Here is a 16644-nt window from a genome sequence, read left to right on the forward strand (position 1 = left end):
CTTGGTTAGTGATTCCAGGTGCTTTGCGGGGGAAGAAGAAAGCCCGGAATTAAATGGGCCTTTTCACAACAGTCCCCTTCAAAGCATGTTCTTTACGGTATTGCCCTGGTGTCAGACCGATTTCTTTTTTGAACTTGCGGATGAAATTCGGCGTATCCAAATAACCGACCTGCTCGATAATTTCCTTGAGCGGTGCGCTAGTGTTCTCCAACAGCCGGATAACTTCATCCACACGTTTATGCCAGATATATTGTGTGAAATTGCTGCCAGTCTTTTCTTTGAAACTCCGGCTCAAATAAGAGGTTGAAATGGCAAACTTAAGCGCCACATGTTCCAGGCTGAGTGTGTAGTCTGCGAACTGCTCGTCCACGTATGCCAGAATGTCATCCATTAACGACGATTCGCTAGTCTCCGTATTCCGCTCGACCTGCATGCATATGTCAGCGGCCAGAGAGAGCAGGCGGCTCTCCAGCTCTTCCAGCGTTTCAAAAGAGGTCAATTCCGGCATATTGGCGAACACACTGTCCATCCCAAGTTCGGAGGCCGTGCGCAGAAAAGCGTTCAGCAGTTCGAAGCAGATGCAGCGCAGCAGATGAACCTGCAGCGGCTCGTCTTTGATCATCTCGATGGTATCAGCAATCATCTGGACGGCTACGGGTTCGTTGCCCTGTTTCAGACTCTGCTCCAGCTTCAACATGGATTTGCGCGGAATCCAGAAATTCTCGGTGGCGGAAGGGTTCAGCTCTGCAAGCTGCTCAAAGTAGGTTACCTGTCCGCTGCGACGGATCATTCGGTGTTCCAATGCCGCAGCAGCTTCGATAAACGATTGGTTAAGACGGCTCAGATCGCTGTATGCCATACCGACACCGATGCTTAAGGACAGCTGCGAGTGCTCGCGAATGATCGTTTGAATGCCTTCAATAACCTGCTCCATTCGGGTCTGGACCAGCATGTCCGCTTCTCCGGGAAGTGAAATGATCAGGGCAAATTGGTCCTTAACCGAAAATTCCACACCAAAGACCTGTGCACCAGAAGTGGGCAAGCACACATTGCTGAGGATCTCCTGCAGGAGATGTCGTTCCTGCCAGGACTTGCTGCCCGGCTTGGTGTCATCCCAGGACAGTATAGCTGAGAAATAGAGGCCTTCTCCCTGAGGATGCCTGAAGCCGGTACTGAAGATCATCTGCTCAATCTCAGGGTCGTCCGGTTTGCCGTGCTTAAGCAGCAGCAGCATACACTGATTGCGGACGAAAGGCTCCTGTAAATTTATTTTGGCACTGTAATCGTGGAGAGTCTGCCGGATCCATTCCCACTCATTGCGAACCCTGGGAGCATCCTTGCCGCTGCTTTTCAGCTTGGCGAATTCCATCAGATCCCTGATCGGGTGGTACTGCCGTTTGGCCAACAGCAGTGCCGCAGCTATTCCAGTGATTACTGTAATACAAAAGACAATTAATATCAGGGTCTGAACATGGGCCACACGGCTGAAAAATTGGAAGCTTGGCATCGTGGTCACATAGGTCCATCCATTTTCTTCCGATTGCACCGAAACGACGGAGTGTTGTTCCCCGTCCAGCTTCAGATTATGAATTCCAGGCTCAAGTCCGGATATCTTCTCAAGCTCGTTCTGGGGAAGGGTGACGCCATGGCTGTTTGCGGTCAACACCTCTCCGGTAGGACCGAATATATAGCTGCTCCCCGTGAAGTCACTCAAAATCGAATCCATAACTCCGGTAAGCTTGGATTCTTTCATTAAATAGACAACCGTTCCATATGGATAGGGGTCATTCGGTTTAATGGGTACGAGCATGACAAGCATGGGATCCGTCCGGGAATTAATGGTTACATTTTCCGCGGGACGTACCAGCGGTTGTCGGATTTCATTTAAGTCCTGCCGCAATTCTGCAGGGGTCCAGCGTTCAAATTGATAGAGCGTATCGAAGGTAACATGAAGATCAGCAAGACCACGGTGAGAATAGATGTTGGAGTCGTTATGGAAATACAGAAGCAGGTCCTCGGCAATGTTGCTGCTGGCTTTGTAATTCGCCAAGGCTTGTATCGCCTCCATGCTGTAGTAGGGATCCTTCACCATGTATGGGGTCAAATACTTGTCATAAGCGATTCGCCCGGCTATTTCCTGAAGCTCGTTCATACGGGTATCTATGGTGTTCTTCACCTGATTCAGCTGATTAACATTGGATTGTTCAATTTCGACACGAAGGCCCTTGACAGCGTTTTCATATACGAAAATAGTAACCCCTGTTAGAGGAATGAGAAATATGAGGATGTAGGAAAACGCATATTTCAGAAGAAGTCTTGATTTGAAATGATTCCAGCTGAGTCTGAATTGGTTGAGCAAGGATGGCTTGATTGCCGAATTAGCCATATAGTTGTCCCTCCCGCATTTAAAAAGTTCGAATTAGTCATTCTGGAATATAAATTAATGTTCTGTTCTGGAGTATACTTAAGTCAGTATAAACATTATAACATTATAATCTTTGGAATAAAGTAGCACGTCAGGTTTATTTTTAATAGAAGGAGGTACAGGTTTCATGAAATGGATCCAATTTTGAATTTTGCATGTATACCTGGGTCGAAGAAGGAGATGGGATGATTGGGCACAGAGAATGTGCTGCGCAATTTGCAGCTTGTTGACGGGCGGATCATTGATATCGCCATTCAGGACGGGGTCATCACTGACATTACACCGTCAGGCCAGGCTGGGGAAGCTAAGAGAGGTCAAGACTGTTCCGGGTTATATGTGTCTAGCGGATGGATTGATCTGCATGTGCATGCCGTGCCGGAGCTTGATCCTTATGGCGATGATATCGACGAAATTGGTGTGAAGCAGGGAGTAACCACGCTCGTGGATGCCGGAAGCTGCGGTGCAGATCGGATCGGTGCCTTGTACAATGCCAGCCTGAAGGCTGAGACGCGGATGTTTGCACTATTAAATATTTCGAGGATCGGGCTTGAACGGACAGATGAGCTGTCACAGCTGAAATGGATAGACCGGGCAATGGCCCAGGCAGCAGCAACGGCGTATCCTGATTTTATCGTTGGTCTGAAAGCACGCATAAGCCGAAGCGTCGTCAAAGACAACGGCATTGAACCGCTCAAGCTGGCACGCATATTGTCCGAAGAAACGAAGCTGCCGCTCATGGTTCATATTGGTTCCGCTCCGCCTGCAATCTCCGAAGTATTGGAGCTATTACAGCCGGGCGATGTAATTACCCATTACCTTAATGGCAAGTCCAATAACCTGTTTCATGAGGACGGCACACCATTACAAGGACTGATTGATGCTGCTTCCCGTGGAGTTCATCTGGATGTGGGCCATGGCACAGCGAGCTTCTCTTTCCGGATTGCAGAACAGGCCAAAGAGGCCGGCATTGAGCTGAATACAATCAGTACGGATATTTACCGCGGCAACCGTCTGAACGGGCCAGTGTACAGTATGTCCAATGTGCTGACCAAGTTTCTCGTTCTTGGCTACAGTTTGGAAGAGGTCATCCGCGCGGTTACAATCAACGCAGCAGTATGGCTCGGCAAGCCGGAGCTCGGACAGATTAGGGTGGGGCAGCAGGCGAACCTGACTTTGTTTGCTCTGGAAGCAGGTGAGAAGCAGCTTAAGGACTCGGAAGGCGATGTTCGAATTGCACAGCACTATATTAAGGTTAAAGGAGTCTATGCTAATGGATCACTCATTACAAGCTAGATATGGACTGAAGCGTGTGATAAATGCCAGTGGTAGAATGAGCATTCTTGGCGTTTCTGCACCAACGGATTCGGTCATGGAGGCCATGAAACAAGGTGGACAACAGTACGTGGAAATCGCGGACCTTGTAGACAAATCGGGTGAATATATTGCACACCTGCTTGGTGCGGAAGGGGCAGCTGTTGTGAACTCGGCGTCCAGCGGCATAGCCCTGTCAGTGGCAGCCATGGTGACCGGCGGAGATCCGCGGCTTAGTCTTCGTCTTCACCAAGAGCCGATAATGAAAAACGAAATTATTATGCTAAAAGGTCATAACGTGCAATATGGAGCACCTGTTGAAACCATGGTTTTTCTTGGCGGCGGCCGGGTTGTGGAAGTGGGATACGCCAATGAAGGCCGGCAGGAGCATATTGAACAGGCCATCGGTGAATATACTGCGGCTATTCTCTATGTCAAATCTCACCACGCTGTCCAAAAGAACATGATTTCTGTGGAAGAGGCCTGGGAGGTAGCACAGCGCAGAGGGGTTCCGCTAATTGTTGATGCCGCAGCAGAAGAGGACCTGTCCAAATATGTCCAGTACTCAGATTTGGCGATTTACAGTGGCTCCAAAGCGATTGAGGGCCCCACCTCTGGGATTGTTGCTGGTAAAAAGAAATACGTCGAGTGGCTTAAGATACAGCTGCACGGGATCGGCCGCAGTATGAAGGTTGGTAAAGAGACTACCTTCGGGCTGCTTCAGGCGCTGGAGGAATACCAGAACAAGGCCGATAACAGCGAACGGGAGAAGCAGGCGCTGGAGGATCTTCAGCTGCTCGCTGAGATTCCTGGGGTTTCAGTTCGTATCGTGCAAGATGAAGCGGGCAGAGCGATCTACCGTGGACGCATCCAGGTTGATTCCAATGTTGCAGGAATGGATGCGAAGGATGTGAATGACCAGCTGCGTGAAGGTGAAATTGCGGTATATACCCGAGACTATGGCGTTAAGCAAGGTTATTTCGATATTGATCCAAGGCCGCTGCAAGGTGATGATCTTCAGGTCATTATCACAAGAATACAAGAAATCGTGGGAGGTGAGCGTAAATGAGTCATATACAGCAGCGATTGTATAAAAACAGGGCCGCACTTAATGTACTGGCTGGCAGTATCGGGAACGCTAAGGAAGTATTCGAAGCTGCAGAAGGATATGTACTGATAGGTGTGCTCTCGAAAAACTACGATACGGCGGAGGAAGCAGCAATTGCCATGACTGCATATGGTCAGGCTATTCTAGATGCCGTATCCATTGGGCTCGGAGCCGGAGACAATCGCCAGGCGGCTGTTGTGGCGGAGATTGCAGCAAGTTATCCGGGAAGCCATATCAATCAGGTCTTCCCGGCAGTGGGGGCAACCCGTGCGAACTTGGGAGCTAAGGACAGTTGGATTAACAGCCTGGTTTCTCCATGTGGGCAACCCGGCTATGTAGATATATCAACGGGGCCTGTCAGTTCAGGAACCGCTCCGCATGCCATTGTTCCGGTTCATGCCGCCATTGCACTGGTTCGTGACATGGGTGGCAATGCGCTCAAATATTATCCCATGCAGGGTATGAAGCTTGAGGAGGAGTACCGAGCAGTTGCCAAGGCCTGCGGAGAAGCCGGGTTTGCACTGGAGCCTACGGGTGGAATCGATCTGGCTAACTTCGGAGCCATATTGGAGATTGCTTTAGAAGCAGGTGTGCCCCAGGTTATCCCGCATGTCTATTCCTCTATTATTGATCCAGAGACGGGGAATACAAATGTGGAGGATGTTCGCAGACTACTCGATATGATGAAATCGCTGGTGGACCGGTATGCCTAGGATCGCTGCTTTTGGTGAAGTGATGATGCGTTTGCAGGTTCCGGGCTATGAAACGCTGATTCAGAGCAGCAGACTGGAGTATTCTTTCTCTGGCAGCGGGGTCAATGTTACCGCTGCACTGGCTAAATACGGCCATTCCGGTGCGCTTATAACAACCTTGCCGGAAACGCCGGTGGGCGAATCAGCAATCGCTTATCTGCGCAAGCTTGGAGTGGATACTTCACTGATCAGCCGTGGCGGCAAGCATCTGGGGATGTACTTTCTGGAGAATGGCTTTGGAGCCCGTCCCGGCAGAGTCACTTACACAGACAGGCTGGGCAGCAGCTTTAATACCGCGGAGGCGAGTAACTATGACATGCCAGCTCTTGCGGCCAAAGTCGACGTTCTTCATTTATGCGGCATCACGCTGGCAATGAACGAAGGCGTTCGCGAGCAGATGAAACAACTTGCTGTGGAAGTGAAGCGTGCTGGGGGGAAGGTTGTATTTGATTGCAATTACCGTCCTGCGTTATGGGGAACAGATGGCTATACCAAAGCTCGTCCACACTATGAAGAAATGCTCGAACTTGCGGACATAGCACTGATCAATGAGAAGGATGCGCGCTATATTCTTGGCATTGGGGCTGGAGATTATGATAGAATAGCACAGTTAAAGCAAGTGATCCCCGAAGTTGTGGAACGCTTCTGCATCAGAACGGCAGCGGGAACCCAACGTGAGATTAATGCTGACCATACGCATTCCCTGACAGGTTATATCTGTCATGAAGGTACGTTTGTATTTTCCGACAAACTGACCTTCCCGGTGTATGACCGAATCGGAGCCGGCGATGTATTTGCCAGCGCCATTATCCATGGGGAAATGCAGCAATACCCGCAGCAGCAGACGGTTAATATGGCAGTGGCGGCAGCGATGCTGGCCCACACCACTCCAGGCGATACAGCGCTTTTTAGCGAGAGTGAGGTGCTCCGGGCGTTGTCAGACCATACCTTAGATGTTGAAAGGTAGTGAACAGCGAGTGTCCTTGAAGCGCAAGCAAGGTCCTTTATATCAGCAAATTCAAAAAATTCTCAAAGACCGAATACTCCATGGGGTATATCCTCTTGGAAGCATCATCCCCTCTGAGCCACAGCTGGAGAAGGAATTCGGCGTCAGTAAAATGACGGTCCGCGGTGCGGTGCAGGAGCTGTCTCAAGAAGGATATGTGCAGAAAAAAAGTGGTGTTGGCACGATTGTGATGCGCAATACCTCCCATCAGAAGCTCTCTAAGGGAAAGCGGTTTACGGAGCTGCTCGTGGAAGAGGGTCATAAACTGGAAAAGAGAGTGCTGAACTCCCAATTAGTCACCAATGATGAAGGGACAGAGGAATATAACCGCTTCGGTCCGTATTGCCAGCGGATTGAAAGGCTCTACATTCTGAACGGTCAGCCTTATATTCATCTCATACATTTTCTGGCCGCAGCTGCCCTGCCGGGCGGTACACAAGAAATGAATACAGATATTCAATCGCTGTACGACTCACTGGAGGAGAACGACATTAAGCTGGAAAACTTCAGGGACCGTTTCTTTGTAGAGCCAGCACCTCCCGAGGTGTGCCAGCTGCTGGAGATCCCCACGGGGATGTATGTGCTCAAGCGCCTGCGTAACTCCTATGACGGGGAAGGAAGACTAATAGAGCACAGTATCGGCTGCTACAATACAGAGCTTCATCATTATCTGGTCAGTTATGATACCTGAACTAAAAAGCGTTCATGTTTGGAAATCTGAAACGACATTTTGAAAGTTTGAATATGATTCGGGATTTTTTTTCAGGACGCAGATAAGTTTATTCTGTTGAGCCTACAGTAAAGTAAGAGGTTTATAAGGAATATAAGGGAAGGCCTGTTCTATAAGAATGGGTCTATTTTTATATCTAATAATGTTTGTATGTGTTATCGGTGAATTTTCTTGGGAGTGACACATTATTTAACTAACAGGCAGGATCGTCTGAATAATCGAAGAAATAAGAATGGTGAGAGCAAGTGTAAAATGTTCCGTAATGGTTGCTAAAGGATGTGACTGTATAATGAAATATTTTATTGGAATTGTTCCTCCAGATGATTACAAAGAAAAAATAGTGACATTCCGTGATCGCTGGTCTAGTAGTTATCATAACGATGTTGCAGAGCCACACATCACTATAAAAGCCCAAGGAGGTCTTTATGGAGATCTGCAATGGTTAGAAAAGGTAAGACAAACATGCTCTTCAGTTCAAACTTTTCCATTAACATTATCGGTACCTGGGTCGTTCGGAAGTAAAGTTCTATTTCTTAGCGTTGAAACTGGACAAGTAATTGATTTACATCGAAGATTGGTCAACGTGATTTCCCCATCACAAGAACTGGTAGATCGCTACTTTGAAATGGATAAGTATCATCCTCATTTGACCTTGGGGCAAACCTGCTGGGGAATGAATGAGACTGAAATCCTCGAAATGGAACAGTTAGCAATGAACGAATTAGCTCCTTATCCAACCTTTAATGTCCATTTTGTTCGCGTATATAAAGAAGTAGAACCAAATCGATACGTACCATTTGTAGATATCCCCTTGGGAGCTAAAGGCTAATTACCCATGTGGATGTGGGAGAAGGCGATATCTATTTACATAACGAAATAACCACAAATAAACGAATCAAATGAATAAGGATTTAAGAATTTTTATGTTATTTTAAGGTATTATTTTCCGAATACATTATATTTAATTAAAAAGTAGATTTAGGAAAAGACCTAAGGGGGATCATAATTTAATGGACAACAACAAGCCGTCGCAACCTGACAACGAAGAAGAAGTGAAAGATTCTTTAACCGCAGAGCGGGAAACCGAGCAAGAAACAACGATTCTGCCTGAAATGCAAGAAGAAGAGAATCAACAGCATTCATCCGAGGTTCAACCACAAGTGGTTAAAGGGAAAAAAAGTGTGGTCTGGATGGCAATCTCGGGCGTTCTAGCTGCAGCACTTATCGTTGTACTTGTATATCCACCGTTTGGTGGGGGCAGGGAGTCTGTGGCTTCGGTCAATGGGTCGGACATTTCTAAAGATGAGCTGTATAATGAATTGGTTTCTCTTGGTGGCGAGAGCACACTAAACAGCATGATTACAATGAAGTTGATCGACCAGGAAGCCACAAAAGCGAACGTGTCTGTTACTGAACAGGATGTGAATGCCGAGATTGAGACTCTAAAAACCCAATATGGCGGTGAAGAAGGGCTTAACACGGCACTTTCTCAATCTGGTATGACCATGGATTCACTTAAGAAAAATACGGAAGTCCAAGTGAAAATCCGTAAAATTCTTGAACCACAAACCACTGTAAAAGATGAAGATATCAGTGCCTATTATGAGGAGAACAAAGCAACATTCGCCACTCCAGAGCAGGTGAGAGCATCTCATATCCTTGTGAAGACAAAAGAAGAAGCGGATGATATCAAAAAACAATTGGATGAGGGAGCAGACTTTGCAACCCTGGCAAAAGAAAAATCCACAGATACAGGCTCTGCAGCGAATGGCGGGGATCTTGGATTTTTCGGAGAAGGTGAAATGGTAGAAGCATTTGAGAAAGCAGCCTTCTCCATGAAAAACGATGAGATTAGCGACCCAATTAAGTCCGATTATGGTTACCACATTATCAAGAGGACAGATTATAAAGAGGCAACCAATCCGACTGAGGAAGACAAAAAAGAAGATATTCGTAACATACTGGTGGAGCAGCAAGTCGGTGAGCTCAGTACGAATTGGATGAGTGAATTGCGCTCCAAGGCTACGATTGTAAATACACTTGAGCCAGCGGATGAAAGCACGGATGCTCCTGCAGCTACCGCTGAGGATACAGAATCCTCTGCCAAGGAATAATAGTAACGACAGATGGAATAGAAGCATATAAACAGCTGACAAATTCGACTGTAAGGTTCGAGTCTGTCAGCTGTTTTTCTTGTTTGTGACTTGATAACATTAAAGAGTAAGAGCGTGCTGCACTAATTGAGAAGGCTAATGGTGCAGAGCTTGTTGGAGTGCTAAATCATGGGGAGTTCTAGCTCCTTAAACTAAAGGGAGACGTAGCTCAATAAACCAGAGGAGCAGCCAATCAACATGATCGGCTGCTTTCGTTTAACAATTGGATAGGACGTTTGATATTATCAATTGAAGTCATATGAACTGATGTTAATTCAACTGACTGTTCTTCTTATACTGTACATAGACGTAATAATAGCAATACAGATGCACAACATTGACGATGGACCATACAACAAGCCATATGATTGGAGTCGACAGCGTAGTCCGGATACCAAACCAAGGCAGCACACGTCCTCCACCGATAAACGTCATCAATGGCGAAAGGGTCAAGAGAATGAGGATCGGGGTCAGCCTTCCAATCGTTATCAGAATTATTTTGCTGGTCGTCAGGCGTTTGTTTCTGAAGCGGATGTGAAAGTATGCATATATGCCCCATACAAGCGTAGCGATGATTAGCGCAATCATAATCATTTCCACGTTTCGACCATTCACAAATGAGGTTTCAAGCTGTTCCCCTCTCATGATCTTCGCGATGTCATGAATAAAAGTCGAGTAATTCACAGAAGCGTTTAACCCGGAGTTAAACATTACCGCAATGCCCATCTCCTCGTCCAAATAAATCTTTTCTTCTGACTTGTATGTCCAGAAAATGCCGCTATGGGAGATGATTTGGCCGTGAGATTCTTCTTGGTCAGCAAGCCAGCCCATGCCGTAGGAACCGATGGTCCCCGCTGCATGATATTGTTTCATTAGGGTAGGAGAAAGTAGCTGTCCTTGATATTGGGCAAGCATCCATCGGGACATGTCCTCGGCAGTTGAAACGATGCCTGCCGGGCCTTCAATAAACCATATCGGTTCCTTTTGTCCTACCGCCCGTCCCAAACTCAAGTAATGTCCTAGCGGAATAGCTTCATTCCCATAAAATTGCTGCGTTGTACTGACACTAAAGGTATGGTTCATACCTAGCGGCTTAAAAATGTGGTTATTCAGATAATCTGAAAAGCGCTCTCCGCTCACATTTTCCACGAGGTTCGCCAGCAGGACGTAATTGGGATTATGATAGCTGTAGGCTGTCCCAGGGCTATGGGCAAGTTGTACATCGCTTAATAGCTGGTTCACCTCATGCAGAGCCTGGAATTGCGGTTTCCTCGTCATATCAGGATTTATTTTGTCATTGAGACCGCTAGTCTGATTCAATAGATGGCGGATCGTGATGTTGTGAACGCGGGGATCCCGTACAGAATGCTCTGGAAAATAAGAATCATAAGCCGCATCCAGGTCAATCTGGCCGTTGTCCGCTAACTGCAGTATGGCTAGTGCGGTAAAAGACTTGCTTAGCGAAGCAATGGGGAAATGAGTGTCGCCTGTAACTCTTTGGCCATCTTCAAATGTTCCGTAGCCTTTTGCATAATATACTTCATCGTCTTTAACAATGGACAGTGAGGCAGCCTGCATGTGATTGGCTTTCATACTCCGATTCATATATTCGTCGATGTCTTGCAGGATTTCTGATTTGTCACGGACTTCTGTGGCTGAAACCGGGCTTTGCCAGACTGAACATAACAACAGTGAACAGGCGATTGTAATTAACATTCTTTTTTTCATTTTTAGCATCATAGCACTCCCATCATTCAAGATAAGGGAATGCTATCAGAATATTTTCAACTATTTATCAACTTGATCCCAATACTAGCCGTGACGCTTCCACCGCCATGAGGTCCATTTTCAATCTGCAGGTTTCCATCATGTTTATCGCAAAACACTTTACAAACGTAAAGGCCCAGTCCACGATGTTCGGACGCATCCCACACTTCGCCCCGGTAAAAAGGCAGGACAGCTTTGCCTAGGGCATCTGTTGAGAAGCCCTGTCCGTCGTCTGTGACGTTAATTATCATAAAGCTTTTCTGAATGTCATAGTGAACATTCACTTGGCTGGCAGCATATCGAATTCCGTTAGCCACTATATTCTCAAAAATTTGCATGACGATATAGGGGTCCACGTTGATTTGGACATGATCATATTCCATGGAGGCGACGAAGGTTTTGCCCGATTGTCTTGCCATTTGTTTGGCACTGTCGTTCAGCAGCGTCGTAAGCGTGATTATATCCATCGATTGATGCCGTACGGGGACATCTTCTAGTTTCTGAATCGAGTTCATGGCCTCCGCATAGCTCTCCAGACGCACGATGTGAAGATTCATCGTGTGGATCAGTTCCAGCGCCTTTTCTTCAGACAATTTCTTTTCCGGCAGATAGGCTGCAAGTAGCTCGGTGTTTCCTTTTAAAACTGAAAGCGGTGTTCTCAGATCATGAGCAAAAATGGCATTCAGTTTCTTGCGTTCCTCAACCGATCGCCAGAGCGTCCTTACGTTTTTCTCTAATGTTGAGCGCATGTTTTCAAATGCTTCGATTAGCTCGCCCATCTCGTCCCGGCTGTCGTAGGAGATGCGGAAATCTAGATCGTTGGCCGAAATTTTCTCCGAGGCTTGTTTGAGTATCTCCAGCGGACGTTTTAGTTTCCATCTGTAAAACAGGATGGCCATGGTAACAATTCCGGCTGCCACGGTAAGCATGACCATCGCGACGAGGGAGGGCAGAATCCAATCTGATTCTCTGAAACGCTGCTGTAGCTTCTCCGCCCAGGCGAACTCCAGAGTTACGACGGCAAGCACCGCAATAACTGTGGCTACAGATAGTAAAATAAAAGATTGCCGCAAGGTAAAGCGCTTGAATAGCCGTCCATTCATGTGCTTGGCCATTTGTATCCTACTCCCCAAACGGTCTCGATTCGGTCATGGCATCCGTACTCTTTAAATTTAGAGCGAATTCGCCTGATATGTTCCGCAATTACATTACTATCACCTTGATTGTCCCAACCCCAAATTTTTTCGTACATGCGTTCCTTTTCGAACACGATATTGGGATGTGTGGACAGCAACTCGATGATCTCGAACTCTTTTTTGGCCAGTGGGACTTGCTTATCCTGGTAGTAGAGCATCCGTGCTGTATAGTCAATAACTATATCATCATTAAATCTCACAGAGGATTTGGTGTGGACACGCTGTTCCCTGCGCAAATGAGCTTCAACTCGGGCACCCAGTTCGTGAATGCTAAAAGGTTTCAGGATGTAGTCGTCACCTCCGGCCCGAAATCCGGCTATCTTATCCGCATCTTCGATTCGAGCTGTTAAAAATAAGATGGGGCACGAGACGAAATTACGGATTTGCTCGCATAATTGAAGCCCGTTCTGTTCAGGCATGTTGATATCTAGCAAAACAAGGTCGGGCTGTTGTTCGACTTTCCGCAGCGCTTCTCTGCTATCCTTGGCCGTTAGGACAGCATATCCATTGATTTCAAAATAATCGGTCAGCAGCTTTCGAAGATCGGCTTCATCGTCCACGATTAGTATTTTATGCATCAATGCTCAGTCTCCCGTTAACCATTTTTAATTCAGCATAGCAAAAATCTATACATAATAAAATCGCCATCTAATAGGGGGCGCTAAACTGATCATCTTAGAATGAACCCTAAATACAAAGTCATACTGGAAGTAACTTTTCCACCATAGCTTATATAAAGGGGAGGCTGTTTAACTTATTTGAATAAGAATATTGATATGTGGGTTAATAACGGGGGAATAGACTATTCTGATAAATGTAAGCTGCTACACAAAAAAGTATAAGGGAAGGTGATTCTTTTTGGATCTTGTCATTTATTCGGCACTGGCACTAATTTATTTGTTTCTTGTTGTCAGGATTGCTGCTCAATTATCTGGAAAAAGACAATGGCTCAATTACGCCATCTTTCAGATTTTTGTATTGTTCAGTCTTGCGTACGATAACGGAATCATCGCAGCAGGTCACTTGATAGGTGAGGGAGAGCTGCTTAAGGGACTTAGCAGTGTTCGATTTTGGCTTCATGCCTTTGCTACCCCTACGTTGATACTTGTAGGCTACTACATCCTGCGCAGCTCACAAGTCAAGTTTTCAAAACATATCATTACACATATTACGGCATGGTTAATAACATTGGGCCTTATCATTTACCAAATTGTAAGTTCAACCTTACAGGAAGTAAAAAGTCTTATACCCATAGAAGAGTATGGGGTTTTGAGGTATACGTCAGAAAGTCTTGCAGGTCCGCCATTCATGGTGATCATCGTTGGTTTTCTGCTGTTGATAATAGGTATAATCGTTTTAGTAAAACAAAAATGGGTATGGCTGTTTGTTGGAACATTGCTATTATTTATAGGTCAAGGGCTACAAATACCTGTAGCAAGTACAGCTGTAACCAATATATTTGAATTGATCCTCATGGTGTCCATCTGGATCACCACTTCAAAAGCTTTAGATTCACAGAGGCCATAAAGTTTCCACTAGTACGTTATAGAGCTGATATGTAGTAAAGAGAAAGGTGATGTGTCTAATGAATGAGTGATTAACTCGTTCATTAGACATTTTTTTGTTGTGGAAGAATAACAAAATTCAATATGCTAACGAACAGGATAGTTGAAATCAACGAAGGGTACAATACTACAAAATCATTGGGGGTGCTCTTTGTTTAAACAGGTTGTTTCATTGATTTTTATTTGGACTGTATCCGTCGGGATCATTGTGGAGCCACTAATTGCAGCTGCTAACTCTAAGGGTGTTTCTTTAGATATTGATATGCAAGAGTTACAACGCGCTGCTGATTTTAAACTGCTAGTACCATATAACTTAGACAGAAGAGTTAAGGTTGAAATAAAGAATCCATATGTACCTGGTCAGCCTGTTTCCGAAATTAGACTTCATTTCTTTGATGATACCGGACAGACATATTTGTTTTCAGTTGAAGAACACAAAGCAGTTGGCTACAAATCAGAACGTCAAGTCACTTACGTAGATCTTCAAAATCGGACAAGTGTTACAAGAACTTTTGTTGAAGATTTTAAGTTTAGTGAACGTGGAGAGAAAATTAACATTAACGGAACTGAAGGGCGATTTGAAAGGTGGGCTAACCGTACGCCAGGAGGATACCTACGATGGATCCAGGACGATACTTATATTGAAATCGACAGCAAAGTCTTTACCAAAGAGGAGATGATGGATTGGGCTAGTCACTTTTCGATGATGAAAAACGATAGTACACCATAAAACTTGCTGGACATATGAGACAAACATACGTAAGGAAAGACCCAAGCTGACAAACGAAGAGCATAAAGTAAAAATATAATGTTACACAGGAGGTTATCGTTTCTTGAAATTCGAACTAGGTCGCTGCTTACTGAATGAACGCTTGATGGAAGCCGGAAAGTCAGCAGAGTGGCTGGCAAAGGAATTGCTTTTTAAACCGGAACGAGTCTACGACTTTATGGAAAACAAAAGAGTAATGCCACTCAAAATTGCCATATCGATTGCCGACTCTATCGGTTGTGACGTTCGTGCATTGTATGAATTAATTCCGAGTGATTTCGAAGTAAAGGGAGATTGATCAAATGTTGGAGTGCGCTATCTCTAACCGGAGGTGAAGTCGATGTTTGGAAGAGTGATAAGAAGATTACTTGTATTGCTTCTCTGTCTAACGCTTATTTTGGAACCCACCAAAACCTATGCTGAATCGGATACAAATTGTAAGGACCAAAGACTGATTCTAACTCTTTTAAGTCCAAAAATAGAAGAACAACTAACCCTTTTTTATAAAGATCGATTAATTGAAAAGCCTATGTTTGCTCCTTTTCTAGGCGGGAATGACTTAAAGTTAGATTACCATGATTCACACATTATTGCCCACGTCACGGTTGAACCGTACGTTGGTCCTCACTTAAGTGTTGGTCAGGATTTGATTACATTTCATATAAACAATTCCGGCGAGGTTAAAGTCATTGCATATCATCATATCAAGAACTACGAGCTTCCACCACATTGGAGGAAGGTGGTCATTCCAACGGCAACATTCAGACAGATGTAATTCTTTAAATGGTTCTTTAATGCAGAGAGAGAACAAACGCAGTTCCTTCGAAAGTCGCTGTTATGGTGGCTTTTTTGCTATCTGCACAAGTTTCTTGCCCTCGAATGCCGCAGTGGTGTGGGAGTTTGGCTACTCATAATAGATGGCCTCGTAAGGAAACGCTAACTTATTCAAGCGATATTCTTTGGGTGACATGGACATATATTGCCGAAAAACTTTGCCAAAATAGCTGGGACTCTCAAAACCGCATTGTTGGCCAATTTGGGAAATTGGAAGTTCCGTTGTGCGGAGTAGTCGGATTGCAACCTCAATCCGTCTGTCCTTTAGATAGGCTAGCGGTGAAGTTTTCTCTGATTTCTGAAATAATCTGCACAAGTAATGCTTATTGATATCACAATGGCTAGCCAGCACATCCAGCGTCAATGGAGCAGCATAATTCTCCCGGATGAACTTTTTGCATTTCTCGATCGTGGTAATCGAAAGGACGCCGATATCTCTCTCTGCATCCCGACTTGTCTGAACCAAGATAAGCAGCCACTGATAGACTTGCATGGACAAACGATACTTGTCCGTTACTTTCTCTTGATGAATCAAATGAATGATTTGCCATAACTCCTGAATCAAGGGAGAATCCGCGTTTCGTTGAATGACATGACCTTCGTTATCATGAATCATATCCCAGATTCGGTTCGCTTCATCCCCGCGAATGTTTATCCAGATAAATTCCCAAGGTTCATTATTCTCTTGTTTATAGTAATAGCAATGCTCCCCAGAGATTTTAACGAGTAGTGCATGTCCCTTCGGTAAAGGAAGGGTTTGATTATCAATATCCAAATAGCCCTGTCCATTAAGGGTGTATTGAAAAACAACGTGCCCGGGGTCCGGTCTATCGTCACTTGGACAGCGATATTGCTCGCTGGAGACGATCTGCCATCCAATAGAGTCCAGTGTCATGATTGATGTATCGTCGTTACGAAAAGCATAAGAGACCGTATGGACCATACTTTCATCCCCTGCCTAAAAAAGTCAATTTTATTATATAATACGTCACATTTTTTAGATTGTCTGCCTTTTTTTACACCTGTAA

At 45.4% G+C, this 16644-nt stretch carries 16 protein-coding genes; 11 read left to right on the forward strand and 5 right to left on the reverse strand.

Features of this window, described 5'->3' with window-relative positions; all coding sequences use genetic code 11:
- Positions 1-49 precede the first annotated feature (49 nt).
- Positions 50-2386, reverse strand: a complete 2337-nt coding sequence (locus tag ABIC22_RS22365; protein ID WP_354483875.1) for a helix-turn-helix domain-containing protein — start codon at positions 2384-2386, stop codon at positions 50-52.
- Between the two features lie 228 nt (positions 2387-2614).
- On the opposite strand from ABIC22_RS22365, the gene ABIC22_RS22370 reads away from it, so the two are divergent.
- The 7 genes from ABIC22_RS22370 (at position 2615) to ABIC22_RS22400 (ending at position 9446) form a co-directional block, all read left to right on the forward strand.
- Positions 2615-3718, forward strand: a complete 1104-nt coding sequence (locus tag ABIC22_RS22370; RefSeq protein WP_354483877.1) for an amidohydrolase/deacetylase family metallohydrolase — start codon at positions 2615-2617, stop codon at positions 3716-3718.
- Positions 3696-4805: a DgaE family pyridoxal phosphate-dependent ammonia lyase gene (locus ABIC22_RS22375; RefSeq protein ID WP_354483879.1), complete on the forward strand. Its 1110-nt coding sequence runs from the start codon at positions 3696-3698 to the stop codon at positions 4803-4805. The genes ABIC22_RS22370 and ABIC22_RS22375 overlap by 23 nt, the downstream gene beginning before the upstream one ends.
- On the forward strand, positions 4802-5557 hold the full coding sequence (gene dagF / locus ABIC22_RS22380; RefSeq protein WP_127536939.1) for a 2-dehydro-3-deoxy-phosphogluconate aldolase: 756 nt from the start codon (positions 4802-4804) through the stop codon (positions 5555-5557). The genes ABIC22_RS22375 and dagF overlap by 4 nt, the downstream gene beginning before the upstream one ends.
- Positions 5550-6563, forward strand: a complete 1014-nt coding sequence (locus tag ABIC22_RS22385; RefSeq protein WP_354483881.1) for a sugar kinase — start codon at positions 5550-5552, stop codon at positions 6561-6563. Before dagF ends, ABIC22_RS22385 begins: the two co-directional genes overlap by 8 nt.
- On the forward strand, positions 6550-7293 hold the full coding sequence (locus ABIC22_RS22390; RefSeq protein WP_174818671.1) for a GntR family transcriptional regulator: 744 nt from the start codon (positions 6550-6552) through the stop codon (positions 7291-7293). The genes ABIC22_RS22385 and ABIC22_RS22390 overlap by 14 nt, the downstream gene beginning before the upstream one ends.
- Positions 7294-7621: 328 nt before the next feature.
- A complete protein-coding gene (locus ABIC22_RS22395) occupies positions 7622-8161 on the forward strand; it encodes a 2'-5' RNA ligase family protein (RefSeq protein ID WP_354483883.1) in 540 nt (179 codons plus the stop codon).
- Between the two features lie 181 nt (positions 8162-8342).
- A complete protein-coding gene (locus tag ABIC22_RS22400) occupies positions 8343-9446 on the forward strand; it encodes a peptidylprolyl isomerase (RefSeq protein WP_354483885.1) in 1104 nt (367 codons plus the stop codon).
- A gap of 309 nt (positions 9447-9755) precedes the next feature.
- On the opposite strand, the gene ABIC22_RS22405 is transcribed toward ABIC22_RS22400, so the two are convergent.
- From ABIC22_RS22405 to ABIC22_RS22415, 3 genes are read right to left on the reverse strand one after another with little or no spacing between them, the layout of a single operon-like run.
- The gene (locus tag ABIC22_RS22405) at positions 9756-11213 is read right to left on the reverse strand and encodes a serine hydrolase domain-containing protein (RefSeq protein WP_354483887.1); all 1458 of its coding nucleotides are present in this window, start codon (positions 11211-11213) and stop codon (positions 9756-9758) included.
- Between the two features lie 56 nt (positions 11214-11269).
- On the reverse strand, positions 11270-12367 hold the full coding sequence (locus tag ABIC22_RS22410) for a HAMP domain-containing sensor histidine kinase (RefSeq protein ID WP_127536945.1): 1098 nt from the start codon (positions 12365-12367) through the stop codon (positions 11270-11272).
- The gene (locus ABIC22_RS22415; RefSeq protein ID WP_354483889.1) at positions 12352-13026 is read right to left on the reverse strand and encodes a response regulator transcription factor; all 675 of its coding nucleotides are present in this window, start codon (positions 13024-13026) and stop codon (positions 12352-12354) included. The genes ABIC22_RS22410 and ABIC22_RS22415 overlap by 16 nt, the downstream gene beginning before the upstream one ends.
- Positions 13027-13306: 280 nt before the next feature.
- On the opposite strand from ABIC22_RS22415, the gene ABIC22_RS22420 reads away from it, so the two are divergent.
- The 4 genes from ABIC22_RS22420 (at position 13307) to ABIC22_RS22435 (ending at position 15557) form a co-directional block, all read left to right on the forward strand.
- On the forward strand, positions 13307-13975 hold the full coding sequence (locus tag ABIC22_RS22420) for a hypothetical protein (protein WP_354483891.1): 669 nt from the start codon (positions 13307-13309) through the stop codon (positions 13973-13975).
- 189 nt (positions 13976-14164) lie between these two features.
- Positions 14165-14743, forward strand: a complete 579-nt coding sequence (locus ABIC22_RS22425) for a hypothetical protein (RefSeq protein WP_354483893.1) — start codon at positions 14165-14167, stop codon at positions 14741-14743.
- A 103-nt stretch (positions 14744-14846) separates the two neighbouring features.
- On the forward strand, positions 14847-15080 hold the full coding sequence (locus ABIC22_RS22430; RefSeq protein WP_354483895.1) for an XRE family transcriptional regulator: 234 nt from the start codon (positions 14847-14849) through the stop codon (positions 15078-15080).
- 42 nt (positions 15081-15122) lie between these two features.
- A complete protein-coding gene (locus tag ABIC22_RS22435; protein ID WP_127536949.1) occupies positions 15123-15557 on the forward strand; it encodes a DUF3888 domain-containing protein in 435 nt (144 codons plus the stop codon).
- A 129-nt stretch (positions 15558-15686) separates the two neighbouring features.
- Here the strand turns inward: ABIC22_RS22435 and ABIC22_RS22440 are convergent, their stop codons facing one another.
- Positions 15687-16559, reverse strand: coding sequence for a helix-turn-helix transcriptional regulator (locus tag ABIC22_RS22440; RefSeq protein ID WP_354483897.1), 873 nt, complete (start codon positions 16557-16559; stop codon positions 15687-15689).
- Positions 16560-16644: the final 85 nt, after the last annotated feature.

The organism is Paenibacillus sp. PvP094 (genome assembly GCF_040546835.1).
In the GTDB taxonomy this organism is placed as follows: Bacteria; Bacillota; Bacilli; order Paenibacillales; family Paenibacillaceae; genus Paenibacillus; species Paenibacillus illinoisensis.

What these genes read in the sequence shown, in the direction of transcription:
- ABIC22_RS22365 (WP_354483875.1), bottom strand. Translation starts at nt 2,386, where the DNA reads ATGGCTAATTCGGCAATCAAGCCATCCTTGCTCAACCAATTCAGACTC.
- ABIC22_RS22375 (WP_354483879.1), top strand. Translation starts at nt 3,696, where the DNA reads ATGGATCACTCATTACAAGCTAGATATGGACTGAAGCGTGTGATAAAT.
- dagF (WP_127536939.1), top strand. Translation starts at nt 4,802, where the DNA reads ATGAGTCATATACAGCAGCGATTGTATAAAAACAGGGCCGCACTTAAT.
- ABIC22_RS22385 (WP_354483881.1), top strand. Translation starts at nt 5,550, where the DNA reads ATGCCTAGGATCGCTGCTTTTGGTGAAGTGATGATGCGTTTGCAGGTT.
- ABIC22_RS22390 (WP_174818671.1), top strand. Translation starts at nt 6,550, where the DNA reads ATGTTGAAAGGTAGTGAACAGCGAGTGTCCTTGAAGCGCAAGCAAGGT.
- ABIC22_RS22395 (WP_354483883.1), top strand. Translation starts at nt 7,622, where the DNA reads ATGAAATATTTTATTGGAATTGTTCCTCCAGATGATTACAAAGAAAAA.
- ABIC22_RS22400 (WP_354483885.1), top strand. Translation starts at nt 8,343, where the DNA reads ATGGACAACAACAAGCCGTCGCAACCTGACAACGAAGAAGAAGTGAAA.
- ABIC22_RS22405 (WP_354483887.1), bottom strand. Translation starts at nt 11,213, where the DNA reads ATGAAAAAAAGAATGTTAATTACAATCGCCTGTTCACTGTTGTTATGT.
- ABIC22_RS22410 (WP_127536945.1), bottom strand. Translation starts at nt 12,367, where the DNA reads ATGGCCAAGCACATGAATGGACGGCTATTCAAGCGCTTTACCTTGCGG.
- ABIC22_RS22415 (WP_354483889.1), bottom strand. Translation starts at nt 13,026, where the DNA reads ATGCATAAAATACTAATCGTGGACGATGAAGCCGATCTTCGAAAGCTG.
- ABIC22_RS22435 (WP_127536949.1), top strand. Translation starts at nt 15,123, where the DNA reads ATGTTTGGAAGAGTGATAAGAAGATTACTTGTATTGCTTCTCTGTCTA.
- ABIC22_RS22440 (WP_354483897.1), bottom strand. Translation starts at nt 16,559, where the DNA reads ATGGTCCATACGGTCTCTTATGCTTTTCGTAACGACGATACATCAATC.